Genomic DNA, 12,573 nt, shown 5'->3' on the forward strand with positions numbered 1-12,573 from the left:
TCGATGGGAAAGCCAACTGGTTTTATGGAATATAGCCGGCAGACGCTGAAGGAAAGAAATCCTGCCGAGCGTACGCAAGACTGGAAGGACTATACACTTCCTCTGTCTGATGAAGAAGTACAATTACAAGGAGCACGCTGTATGGACTGCGGCGTGCCTACCTGCCAGTCTGGAATGGAGATAAGTGGATCTACAACAGGTTGTCCTGTCTATCACTTAATTCCTGAGTGGAATGACCTTGTATACAACGGTCAGTGGAAGGAAGCTTTGAAAAAAGAACACGAAATGAACAACTTCCCTGAATTTACAGGTTTCGCCTGTCCGGCCCCTTGTGAAGGAGCTTGTGTGCTGGGAATTAACGAGCCTCCTGTAGCCATTCGGACAGTAGAACGCTCAATTATTGAAAAAGGCTTTGAAAACGGCTGGGTTACGCCTCAGCCTCCAAAACAGCGTACGGGCAAGCATGTAGCTGTTGTAGGATCAGGTCCTGCCGGTTTAGCAGCTGCGGATCAGTTAAATAAAGCCGGCCACTTTGTAACGGTTTATGAGCGTAATGACCGTATAGGCGGATTATTAACATATGGAATTCCTGAGATGAAGCTTCCATACTCCATAGTTAAACGCCGTATCGATATTTTAGAGCAGGAAGGCATCAAGTTTGTAACGAACACAGAAGTCGGGCGTCATTTTCCTGTATCCCGTCTTCGTGAAGAATATGATTCTGTGATTCTTTGCGGCGGTGCTACGGTACACCGTAATATCGATGTAGATGGAAGAAGCTTAAAAGGAATCCACTATGCAATGGATTTCCTTCACTCCAACACGAAGAGCCTTTTAGATTCTGACCATAAAGACGGAAATTATATCTCTGCTAAAGACAGAGACGTTATTGTTATCGGAGGAGGAGACACGGGTACAGACTGTCTGGCTACCTCTGTCAGACACAACTGCCGCACCCTGACTCAGTTTGATATCTACGATAAGAAAACGGAAGACCGTGATGATTTAACAAATCCATGGCCGCAGTATCCAATCGTGCACCGAGTGGAATATGGACATAAAGAAGCCGCTGCTAACTTAGGGCGCGACCCGCGTGCATATGCGGTCATGACGAAAAAGTTTGTCGGAGATGAAAATGGCCGCGTAAAAGAAGTTCACACGGTAAATGTTGAATTGATCTTCGATGAGAAGGGCAACCGTGAACGTCGCGAAATTCCTGGTACAGAAAAAGTTTGGAAAGCTGACCTTGTGCTGCTTGCCATTGGTTTCAGTGGACCGGATCAGGATTTAATTGAAAAAATCGGAGTGGAAACGACCGAACGTTCTACTATTAAAGCCGAGCATGAAGACTACAGAACAAATGTAGAAGGTGTGTTTGCTGCAGGAGATATGCGCAGAGGCCAGAGCCTGATCGTTTGGGCCATTAATGAAGGACGAGGAGCTGCACGGGAGTGTGATCGTTATTTGATGGGTTCCACTGTTTTACCATAAATCAGTTCCCTTAGAACTAGACTGGATGCCAGTCTGGTTCTTTTTTTATGCTCGATCTGAGAATTTTGAAGGAATTCGTATATTTATTGTTTGAGAAAGAGATAAATAAGGTAAGTAAGTAGTAGTAGTAAACAACTTGCAGGGAGGATTCAGGATGCTTAGAACGATATTAATGATTATTGGTGCCATCGTAGTCATATCATTTATTTTATCAATGCTATAAAAACGAGAGAAAACTCAACCCCCATTAGGGGTTGAGTTTTTTACGTGTTCACCTCTTTCGTTTATAATAAACAGGGGATTAGAAAAATTTAAAAAATATTTAGAGGTGATGAATTGGGAAAGGTAACAACCGTTTTTTGGATTTCTCTTATTATCTGCGGGGCCGTTGTTATATTTGGTGCAATATCCCCAGATTTACTCCAAACCTATACAACCAGTATCACTGGATTCTTTTCTAATCAGTTTGGCTGGTATTACTTACTTATTGTTGTTTTAATGCTTCTATTTTGCATCTATTTAATTTTTTCTAGACTGGGAAAGATTAAGCTGGGAAAAAAGGGAGATACTCCTGCCTTTAGTCTGCCTACATGGTTCGCGATGCTGTTTAGTGCTGGAATGGGAATGGGACTAGTGTTTTGGACCACAGCCGAACCATCTTCTCATGCTTTCTTAGCACCACCGATAGAAGAAGCCGGATCAGATGAAGCGATGAAGGATGCTCTCAAGTATTCTTTCTTTCACTGGGGTGTTCACGCATGGGCTGTTTATGGAGTCGTTGCACTTTCACTCGCTTATTTTAAATTTCATAAAGGATATAAAGGGCTGATCAGCTCTACTCTTATTCCGATATTCGGGAAAAAGGCAATGAACAGCTGGCCAGGGAAGATGATTGATATATTAGCCGTAGTAGCTACCGTAGTAGGGGTAGCCTCTACTCTTGGATTCGGCTCTGCTCAAATAAAAGAAGGTCTCGTTTTCCTATTTGATCTACCCAATACGTTTGGCCTTCAGCTCATCATCCTCTTTATAGCTACCATCCTTTTTATCTTTTCAGCCTGGTCTGGGATCAGTCGTGGGATTAAATACTTAAGTAACATTAATATGGGTCTTGGTTTTTTACTTATGATTATGATGTTTATAATTGGGCCCACTGTTTTAATCTTAAATATGTTTACTTCAACACTGGGCGCTTACTTAACAGATTTCTTTAATATGAGCCTGCGTCTGTCTCCGCTGAATAATGACAACAGGACATGGATTAACAATTGGACGATTTTTTATTGGGCCTGGTGGATATCCTGGTCTCCGTTTGTGGGGATTTTTATTGCCAGAATATCAAAAGGAAGAACCATTAAAGAGTTTATGCTTGGGGTTTTAATTGTTCCTTCTGTTGTCTGTTTTATTTTCTTTGCTGTATTTGGTGTATCCGCAATGGATTTAGAACAAAAAGGCATTGCGGCGATTTCTGAATTTCCAATGGAGACGGCAACATTTGGAATGCTTGATCAATATCCTTTAGGATTTCTAATGTCGATTATTACGATTTTCGTTGTGGCCATTTTCTTTATTACATCTGCCGATTCAGCGACATTTGTCCTGGGGATGCTTAGCACGGAGGGCTCACTGAATCCTGCAGGTTCTGTGAAAATAATTTGGGGAATCGCACTCTCAGCAATGGCTGCCACAGTTGTTTACTTTGGAGGAACAACAGGCTTGCAGAATGTCCTGATTATTGCAGCTTTCCCTTTTTCTATTGTCATTTTGTTAATGGGAGTTTCTTTCTTTAAATCAGCTCGGCAAGAAGCCCCTTCAGCGAAAACTCATCGGTAATTCCTGCCGGTGAGTTTTTTATAGGTGATGCATTAACCTTTTATTATGTACATCATAGACAATAGGAGGATTGAGGTACTTTCTATTATAAGTGTATCTTCTATATAATAGAGAGAAGAAAAAGGAGGCCTAGAGTATGAAAGAGTTAGTTCAATTACATAAAGATCAATTTATTGATGAATTGAAAGAGTTCCTCAGAATTCCCAGTATTTCAGCTTTGTCCGAGCATAAACAGGATGTTCAAAAAGCAGCTGAATGGCTGGCAGGGTCATTAGAAAAGATGGGGATCGAGAATGTAGAAGTGATTGAAACGAAAGGGCACCCTATCGTTTATGGAGACTGGCTTCATGCAGAAGGGAAACCAACTGTTTTAGTATACGGTCATTATGATGTTCAGCCTTCTGTTCCGCTTGAGCTATGGGAAACTCCTCCGTTTGAGCCCGTTATTCGCGATGGTAAGATATTTGCACGTGGGGCTACCGATGATAAGGGGCAGCTGATGATTCATGTGAAAGCTGCAGAGCTTTTATTGAAAGAAAACAATGGAGAACTGCCTGTAAATTTGAAGTTCTGCATCGAAGGGGAAGAGGAAGTCGCCAGCCCTAATCTGTCTCCCTTTATTGAAGAAAACCTGACCAAGCTGGCGGCAGATGCTGTCGTGATATCGGATACATCATTTATTAATAAAAACCAGCCGGCAATCGCGACATCGCTTCGCGGGGCGCTTGCTTTAGAATTAAAACTTACGACAGCGAATACCGACCTGCATTCCGGCTCTTATGGAGGAGGCGTACCTAACGCGGTTCATTCTATTATCCGCCTGCTGGATTCCATGCATGATGAAAAAGGAAAAGTAGCGGTAGAAGGGTTTTATCAAGGAGTGGCAGAGCCGACAGGTGAACTGAGAAAAGAAGTGGCTGAAATTCCCTTTGATGAAAACTCTTTAAAAGAAGAGCTTGGAATTGATGAACTGGATGGGGAAGAAGGGTTTACATTCAATGAGCGGACAGGCATAAGGCCGACTCTGGAAATTAACGGTGTTGGCGGAGGGTTTACAGGAGAAGGGTTAAAGACCATTGTCCCCGGTGAAGCGGTAGCAAAGATCAGCTGCCGGCTTGTAGGTGAGCAGGATCCAGATAAAGTGTATGAAAGTATTCAGAAGCATGTGGAAAGGTTTAAGCCTGCAGGAAGCAGAGTGGATATTAAGAAATTGATTGGAGCTCATCCTGTTTCCCTGAATTCAAATAATCCTATGATACAAAAAGCAGCAGATGCTTATGAGAAGGTATACGGGGTCCGTCCGCTGTTTCCTAAAGAAGGAGGATCCATCCCTATCGTTGAAGTGTTCGCCCGCGTTCTCGACGCTCCTGTGGTGCTGATGGGCTTTGGTTTGAATACAGAGAATCTTCATGCTCCGAATGAGCACTTTCATTTAGAGAATTATACAAAAGGTATAGAAACTGTCTGTAACTATTTAACCAGTCTATCGAGAGAGCTTCCTTAACGGGAGCTCTTTTCTTTTTCCTCACAGGCAAAGCAACGAAGCTTGCGGTCTTCACTAACTACCCCATTTAAAAAGCCATCCTCACAGTACACTTTCTTATCACAGGCTGCACATCTTCCTACCAATTCTTTCACTTCGATTACCCCCTTAGTTTAATTATAACTAATAAAAAACCCGGGAAAAGTGCTATCCCGGGTTTTAAAAAATTATTTAACAATTTCTGATACAATCTCATATGATCGCAGTCTGGCTTCGTGATCATAAATTTGAGAAGCAATAATCATTTCATCAGCCTGTGTATCATCAAGGAAACTTTGAAGGTGTTTTTTCACTTTTTCAGGACCGCCGATGACAGATGCCCCAAGCTGCTGCTGAAGGGCATGCTTTTCGTGCTCCATCCAAATATCATCCATATTATCCACCGGAGGCTGAAGCAGCTTGTTCGTGTTCCTGATGATATTCAGGAACTGCTGATAAAGAGATGTAGCAAGGCGTTCAGCTTCCTCATCAGTATCTGCAGCAATTACATTAACCCCGACCATCGCATAAGGTTCATCAAGCGTGTCAGAAGGCTCAAAGTTCCTGCGGTATAAATCCAGCGCTCCTAATGTATTGTTTGGGGAGAAATGGCTCGCAAAAGAGAATGGCAGACCAAGACGGCCGGCAAGTTGGGCACTGAAGCCGCTGGAGCCTAACAGCCAAATGGGAATATCGAGTCCTTCACCAGGAAAAGCGCGAACACGGCGGATACCGGTAGTAAGCTCAGGATTGAAGTATCCCCTTAGTTCATCAACCATAGCGGGAAAATTCTCTGCATTGCTGTCTAAGTGGCGTCTCAGCGCATATGCTGTCGTTTGATCTGTTCCAGGAGCGCGTCCGAGGCCTAAGTCAATTCGGCCGGGGAAAAGCGTCTCAAGCGTTCCAAACTGCTCTGCAATGATCAGGGGAGCATGATTAGGAAGCATAATGCCTCCAGAGCCCACTTTAATTGTGGAAGTATGGTGAGCCACATGGCTGATCGCCACTGCTGTAGCAGAGCTTGCAATGGCCGGCATGTTATGGTGCTCAGCCATCCAGTATCTCGTATAGCCCCATTGCTCCACATGCTGAGCTAGATCAGCTGAATTCTGAAACGATTCAGCGGCATTGCCTCCCTCTTTAACAGCTGCTAAATCAAGAACGGAGTATTTTATATCTTGAAGTTTTTTATTGGTCATTAGAATCTTCCTTTGTAAGGTTTATTTCAATTCATCGTATCAGGATTATTTCGGGACTCAAAAGAATTTGCCTGAGTTATCTATAGTAGTGGATAGTCTTACGAAATTGCTCTTCAACGCTTGTTTAATTCAATGAGATTGGAATTCTGGGTTTCTTTTCATATTGTCTATCTGCCTTGATATACTAACTCAAAATCATTAACATATAGGTTAATGACAAAGAATAGGAGACTTCTATGAGCAGTGAAACAATTTTAAAAGTCAAACAAAACCATTCAGGAAAATATCGTAAGGGCTATCCCCTGATTTCAAAGAACGCTATTACTGATATTAAATTGCTACGGGAAGAAGGACAAATCATTAAGCTGACAGATGAAAGAGGAAAGTTTATCGGCCGGGGGTATTATGGTCATCAAAATAAAGGGATTGGGTGGGTGCTGACACAAAAGGAAGAAGAAGCAATAGACCAGGGTTTCTTTCATAAAGCCATTCAGACAGCAGTTAATTTTAGAAAGAAACTATATAATGATCCCGAAACGACGGCTTTTCGTGTTTTTAACGGAGAAGGCGATGGGATAGGCGGCCTGACCATTGATTATTTTGATGGGTATTATTTAATTAACTGGTATAGTGAAGGAATTTTTGCTTTTCGTTCTTTCGTACTTCAATCTTTGGAAAACCTGGTAGAATACAAAGCTATTTATGAGAAGAAGCGGTTCGGTAAACAAGGTCAGTACATTGATGATGATGAGTTTGTTACCGGAGAAAGAGGAGATTTCCCAATTATAGTTAAGGAGAATGGCGTTAATTTTGCCATTTACTTAAATGAAGGAGCAATGGTAGGTGTGTTCCTTGACCAGCGGGAAGTGAGAAAAAGAATTAGAGATCATTATTCTAAAGGGAAAAAAGTACTTAATACCTTCTCATATACAGGAGCTTTCTCCCTCTTTTCGGCACTTGGCAGCGCTTCTCACACTACCAGCGTTGATCTCGCCAACCGCAGTTATGCCAAAACTATAGAGAACTTCAGTTTAAATGGTATAGACTATGAAGCTCACGATATTATTGTAGAAGATGTCTTTAAATACTATAAATATGCCAACCGTAAGAACCTTAGTTTTGACTTAGTCATTCTCGATCCTCCAAGCTTTGCACGCTCTAAGAAGACAACTTTCAGGGCTGAAAAGGATTATACAGCCCTTCTCCAGCAAACCATCTCTATTACCGAATCAATGGGGACAATTGTTGCCTCTACTAACTGTAGTAAATTTAATATGAACAAATTTAAAACCTTTGTGGATCGTGCTTTTAAAGACTCTGACCATCAATATAAAATTATCGAAGAATACTCTCTCCCTCATGATTTTAAATCTATTCCCTCTTTTCCAGAAGGAAACTATCTCAAAGTTCTTTTTATACAAAAACTTACTTAAAAAAAAGCTGCTTTTATTTTGCAGCTTTTTTTATGCCAAAATATATTTTATGTTTACATTTATGTATACTTGCGTACAAAAATGTATTTATGTATGCATATTTGCATTCATTTGCATTCATTTATGTATACTTGCAAACAAATTAGTACGCATGTTGATTTATAGGTATGCGTGCAGTTTTGTATTCGTGTGTACGTTAATGTACACAATTGTACACAAAAATGTATATTTGTATGCAAATACGAACACGTAAATAGTCACATTGACTAATAGGTTCAGATCTAATATGTTTAATATATAGCTAGAAAAACTAGCAAATCTTTCTATTAAAGGAGAACTATTTATATGACAAAAACTAGAATTGCTGCAGTTGACGTGGGGAATGACGCAGTAAAAGCGAATTTCGGCAAATTAGAATCAGAACTATATATCCCAAATGTAATTGCAAGAGATTTAGAAGATCGTCCGGTTATTGGAATTGAGGAATTAGATGAGAAGGAGCCGATTGATAACTTACATATTCGTGTTCATTCTCCTGCATTAAAGGAAAACAACGCGATTTACCGTGTAGGAAATCTTGCAGCTAAAAGCGATAACTCTACTGAACTGGATCCAGGAAGCAGCAAGTCTGAGGAAGACCAGACACTTATTATGCTGTTTGCTTCAATTGCTCTAGATGCTGTATCAGATAAAGATGCTAAATCAGCTCAAAATAATGTAATAGAAGCGAATTACACATTAGGCACAGGACTTCCGCTTCGAGAAGTAAAAGAAGGCAAAGATGTAGGGTACCGTTCTCAGCTGCTTGGCTCCGTACACCAGGTGGAATTCCTCGTAACTCCTCGTTATCAGGGGATGAAAGTAAATATTAAGTTTGACGAAGTGAAAGTATATCCTGAAGGCTTTGCGGCATATGTAAATCTTGTAATGGATAATGACCTTAACATTATCAACAAAGAACTTATAGACAAGCAGATTTTAATTCAGGACATCGGCGGGTTATCTACAGATATTGCAGTTATCCGTAACCGCAATGTAGATGATGATAAAGCACAAGGATTTAACCTTGGTGTAGCAGAGTCGCTGGAGCAGATCCGTGATGAAATCCTGACAAAACATGGAGTTGAGCTTGACAGCCGTCGTGATGTAGTCGATATCATTACAAGAAAAAATGACCGTCATCATATCATGGTAAGAGGTAGCCGTACAAGCGTCCATGACATTACAGACCGTATTCTTCTGGAGCTTGCGAAGAAACAGTACCGTTTCTTAAGAAATGTATGGCAGAAAAACTCCCAGTCTGAAATCTGCTATTTTGTAGGTGGAGGATCTGCAGTATTGAAAGATTATATTAAATCCTTAAACAACAAGCTTGATGGGTTCAACATTGACTTTTTCGAAGACGAGAATGAAAGCATCTGGATGATGGCAAATGCATATTACAAGCTCATCTCAGACTTTATGCGAAAATCTGAAAGGGCTAAACAGCCAATGAAAGACAAAAAAGAAAAAGCAGCATCAAAGTAAGGTGATTAGATGAGCAATGGCAAGAGGGCTATAGAGAGGGGGCAGTCGATTACGTTCAGAGTCCCTTCTGATACGCCTGATCATTTATTGAAACAGCTTTCCGATCTTAAAGAAACGGAACGGCGAAACTTCTCCAGCAAAATCGCGCAGTTTGTGATGGAAGGGGTTACCAACTCTTTAACAAAAGAGAAAGAAACCGTTACGATTCCCCTCCCCCGCCAGCTCACGAAAGAGCAGCGTAACTGGATGAAGCATGAGCATTCCGAAGCTTTGATGGGGAGCATAATTTATCAATTAATGAGTGACCCTACAAGAGCTATGACATTACTGGCTTCTCTTAACAGTAATTCTGTCAATATTGATGATGCCTTGTTTCTTCAAGAAGCAGCTCCTACTGAAGAGGCCTCAAGCAAAGAAGAAGAGGCCGGAGAGGTTTCATCTTTAACTGTTGAGAAGGAATTTGATGATAATGATCTGGACGACTTAGATCTAGATAGCCTTCAGGATGACCTTCATACTGCAAAAGATAATGATTTTGAGGAAGAAGATGAAGATCCACTTGGAGATTTCCTTTCAGCTATGAATAAATAAAAGAAAGCCCCTGGAGAACACTCCAGGGGCTTTCTAATTTGCGGACTAACTTTTTCAAAAAGATGGACTAAGTCAATGGGTTATGTTCAGCGAAGCTTAAGAAAGTGCGCTCATCTTCAATAAGACCGCAGGCTCCACACTGAACTTTATATTCTGGTCCCTGATAATCCATATGATACGACGCCAGCTGACCATTGCTGCATTCTGAAATTACTTCTCCAGAACGGGGATCAAGCTGGATAGAAGTGGAAACTTGCTTAATTCTATTAAATCGTGACCGGTTGGTTTTACAGTTGGGACACAAATAAGGTTTCATAGATTTCTTCTCCTTTATTTCGTATTCCTTGTTTTATTATTATGGTGTATAAAGGAAAAGAATATACATGAGTGCCTATTTCCCGGGAAATTAATGAAAAATAATGAAGCAATACAGATGGCCGTTATTTTATATGTGTTGAATCTTCTTCATTATCCATCCATTCTTGGGACCATGACTCTATATTTTTAATAATCGGTGTTAAGGATTGACCTTTTTCCGTTAAAGAATACTCTATACGAACGGGCGTCTCAGCGAAAACTTCACGTTTTATCAATCCCTGCTGTTCCATATCCTTAAGTCGATCGGATAATACTTTGCCGCTGATACCGATAGCCGTTTCAATATTCTTGAAACGTTTGCTGCCATCCAGTAGTTGGTGAATGATAAGTCCTGTCCAACGCTGACTTAATATTTTTATTGCTCTTTCGAACCGGGGACATACGGATTTATTCATGATCATCACTCCTAGTCTAAATATACCATATTACACACCCCAGTTACATAGGAGAGATTCATGGTTGTAGCGAGTTAGCGCCAGAGTTTTATTACGCTGGTTTTCAGTGGGGATGGGCAATGTAAAGAGAGAAAGAACTAAAAAAACCCCGTTGCTGGGGCTTTTTTTGCTGGAAATGAAAGTTTCTCAGTTTGTAAATATCATGGGAATGGCTCACTCTTCTATAAATGTCAATTCAGGCAGCCATTGTGAAAGATGGGATTTTGTATCAGTCATAACTTTCTCTTTATTTGGAAGAAGTTCCTTCGAAATTTTATGTAATGGGATAACCTTAAAAGCTTCTTTGTCTTCGGAAGTTACATAAGTTATCACAAAACGAGGATTTTCTATGCTTGTTTCCTCCTGTTCTTTTAGAACATCAAATTTCATAATCCCTCCTATCCTTTTTTCATGTGACTCCTGTCCTGAGAAAAAATTTCCCAGGGAATAGACTGTCAGCATTTGATGTCCGCCTTTTCCTTTTACCCATTCCATAGGCTGAAGAACATGAGGATGGTGGCCAATTACGACATCGACACCTAAATCTGCTGCATATTGCACAAGATCTTTCTGATAATCGTTCGGGTAAGGTTCATACTCATCACCAAAGTGAAGACTTAAAATGGTTATATCACTTAGTTTCTGGGCTTTTTTTACATCGTTTGCGATTCTCTTTTTATCTATTAGATTCACTAGGTAAGACTTATTTTTAGGAACAGGGATACCATTCGTTCCATATGTATAGCTCAACACCGCTGTATCAATACCTTCTTCTGTTTCCACAATTCTTATTTCGCTGCGGTCTTTTTCATTTTTGTAGGCCCCCGTATACACCATTCCAATTGAGTCCCAATGACTTAAAGCTTCCTTGATGGCTTTCTCGCCCCGGTCCAGCGTATGGTTATTGGCAAGCGTGACGATATCAACGCCTAGTTCTTTTATTTGGGTGCCAAATTCTTTTGGACTGTTAAAGCTGGGATAGCTGGATAAGCCGATTTCTTCACCACCAATCATTGTTTCCTGATTAGCGATAGTAAGAGTCGTATCTTCGAGGTAAGGCTTCACGTCCTCCATCATCGGCATGAAATTATATCCACCATTTGTTTCTGCATTTTCGTATACCCGATCATGCAGCAAAAGGTCTCCTACAGCCGAAATGCTGATTCTGCTTGTAAATCCTTTTTCTTTTAATGTGGGAGTAATATTTGAGTAGGAATGGGGTTGGGCAATCTGAGGCTGATCCCCACAGGCTGTTGTGAAAAGACAACAAATGATTAGTAATATTTTCTTCAACCAAACCTCTCCTTTACAATGAAATACACAACTTTTTACCTGTTCTATCAAAAAATGAAAAAGAGTATTCATATTAGAAGTTACATAGGTGGTCAAGCGGCTTTAAAAAGGCTGTCCGATAGCAAGGATATTCGAGTAAGACGTCTTCTGGCTTTAATACCGATCCAGCTTGCCAGGAATGCTTTAACAAAACCTCCAATAAGAAAGGGGTAAAAACCGGCTGCCAGCGCGCTGTTCCAGTTAAAATTGAGGTGGATCTTCAGCCATATCGTTCCAAAGAAAAGAGTGACAAACATTCCCGCCGTATTTGCAACTAATGCCGCGGGGATAGTAAAGCAGGTTTTTTCTAAAATGATACCAATTATGGCAACTGCAGCTATGAATCCGATAATATATCCCCCTGTTGGACCTGTAATGACTTGAACCCCACCGCTGAAACCTAAAAATATCGGTGAACCGACAGCGCCAATTAAGGCATACTCAGCCATAGCTGCTGCACTTTGACGGCTGCCTAAAATAGTAGCCGTCAGGCCAACAGCCAAGGTTTGTCCGCTGATAGGAATGAGGGAGAGGGGGATTTCAATTTGGGCGAGCCCTGCAGTTACAGCTGCGAATACAGTACTGTTTCCTATGAATCTGAGTTTTTTGTTTTTTATAGAGAGCCACCTTCTTTGTTAATTTCTGTTAAATACAAATTTACCATATTTACATTTGGAATCCTATAAAGGGGATATTTTTGAGAAAAAACTTTATTATCTATATTAATTGGTATATAATGGACGGATACTCTATTTTTTATTCTACTACTCTTTAAATTGCTTGAGTAAAGGAATCTAAAGTAGATTTTTCTATATGTAGTTACGTTTGCTTAT

Annotated in this window: 12 protein-coding genes; 6 read left to right on the forward strand and 6 right to left on the reverse strand. The window is 40.7% G+C overall.

What is annotated here, in order from left to right; translation table 11 throughout:
• Nucleotides 1-3: 3 nt before the first annotated feature.
• The 3 genes from B7E06_RS01725 to B7E06_RS01735 all read left to right on the forward strand — a co-directional run bounded on the left by B7E06_RS01725 (nucleotide 4) and on the right by B7E06_RS01735 (nucleotide 4,828).
• On the forward strand, nucleotides 4-1,491 hold the full coding sequence (locus B7E06_RS01725) for a glutamate synthase subunit beta (RefSeq protein ID WP_082232269.1): 1,488 nt from the start codon (nucleotides 4-6) through the stop codon (nucleotides 1,489-1,491).
• A 336-nt stretch (nucleotides 1,492-1,827) separates the two neighbouring features.
• Complete coding sequence (locus tag B7E06_RS01730) at nucleotides 1,828-3,324, forward strand: BCCT family transporter (protein WP_082232271.1); 1,497 nt, start codon at nucleotides 1,828-1,830, stop codon at nucleotides 3,322-3,324.
• A 136-nt stretch (nucleotides 3,325-3,460) separates the two neighbouring features.
• Entirely contained in the window at nucleotides 3,461-4,828 is a 1,368-nt protein-coding gene (locus tag B7E06_RS01735; RefSeq protein ID WP_082232273.1) for a dipeptidase, read from the forward strand.
• Here B7E06_RS01735 and B7E06_RS21660 read toward each other — a convergent pair.
• Nucleotides 4,825-4,962, reverse strand: coding sequence for a hypothetical protein (locus B7E06_RS21660; protein ID WP_179133918.1), 138 nt, complete (start codon nucleotides 4,960-4,962; stop codon nucleotides 4,825-4,827). The genes B7E06_RS01735 and B7E06_RS21660 overlap by 4 nt on opposite strands.
• Before the next feature lie 72 nt (nucleotides 4,963-5,034).
• Entirely contained in the window at nucleotides 5,035-6,045 is a 1,011-nt protein-coding gene (locus B7E06_RS01740) for an LLM class flavin-dependent oxidoreductase (protein ID WP_082232275.1), read from the reverse strand.
• A gap of 236 nt (nucleotides 6,046-6,281) precedes the next feature.
• On the opposite strand from B7E06_RS01740, the gene B7E06_RS01745 reads away from it, so the two are divergent.
• The 3 genes from B7E06_RS01745 (at nucleotide 6,282) to B7E06_RS01755 (ending at nucleotide 9,596) form a co-directional block, all read left to right on the forward strand.
• On the forward strand, nucleotides 6,282-7,478 hold the full coding sequence (locus B7E06_RS01745; RefSeq protein WP_082232277.1) for a class I SAM-dependent rRNA methyltransferase: 1,197 nt from the start codon (nucleotides 6,282-6,284) through the stop codon (nucleotides 7,476-7,478).
• A gap of 345 nt (nucleotides 7,479-7,823) precedes the next feature.
• A complete protein-coding gene (locus tag B7E06_RS01750) occupies nucleotides 7,824-9,005 on the forward strand; it encodes a ParM/StbA family protein (RefSeq protein ID WP_082232279.1) in 1,182 nt (393 codons plus the stop codon).
• Between the two features lie 9 nt (nucleotides 9,006-9,014).
• Complete coding sequence (locus B7E06_RS01755; RefSeq protein WP_082232281.1) at nucleotides 9,015-9,596, forward strand: hypothetical protein; 582 nt, start codon at nucleotides 9,015-9,017, stop codon at nucleotides 9,594-9,596.
• A gap of 67 nt (nucleotides 9,597-9,663) precedes the next feature.
• Here B7E06_RS01755 and B7E06_RS01760 read toward each other — a convergent pair whose 3' ends face one another.
• The 4 genes from B7E06_RS01760 to B7E06_RS01775 form a co-directional block, all read right to left on the reverse strand.
• The gene (locus B7E06_RS01760; RefSeq protein ID WP_082232283.1) at nucleotides 9,664-9,912 is read right to left on the reverse strand and encodes a DNA alkylation repair protein; all 249 of its coding nucleotides are present in this window, start codon (nucleotides 9,910-9,912) and stop codon (nucleotides 9,664-9,666) included.
• 124 nt (nucleotides 9,913-10,036) lie between these two features.
• Nucleotides 10,037-10,369, reverse strand: coding sequence for a winged helix-turn-helix transcriptional regulator (locus B7E06_RS01765; RefSeq protein WP_082232285.1), 333 nt, complete (start codon nucleotides 10,367-10,369; stop codon nucleotides 10,037-10,039).
• Between the two features lie 213 nt (nucleotides 10,370-10,582).
• Nucleotides 10,583-11,701, reverse strand: coding sequence for a CapA family protein (locus B7E06_RS01770; protein WP_245807651.1), 1,119 nt, complete (start codon nucleotides 11,699-11,701; stop codon nucleotides 10,583-10,585).
• Between the two features lie 92 nt (nucleotides 11,702-11,793).
• Nucleotides 11,794-12,357 (reverse strand): biotin transporter BioY, encoded by a 564-nt coding sequence (locus tag B7E06_RS01775; protein ID WP_082232289.1) that lies wholly within the window; start codon nucleotides 12,355-12,357, stop codon nucleotides 11,794-11,796.
• Nucleotides 12,358-12,573 lie beyond the last annotated feature (216 nt).

Origin of the sequence: Halobacillus massiliensis (assembly GCF_900166625.1) — a bacterium.
GTDB classification, from domain to species: Bacteria; Bacillota; Bacilli; order Bacillales; family Halobacillaceae; genus Halobacillus_A; species Halobacillus_A massiliensis.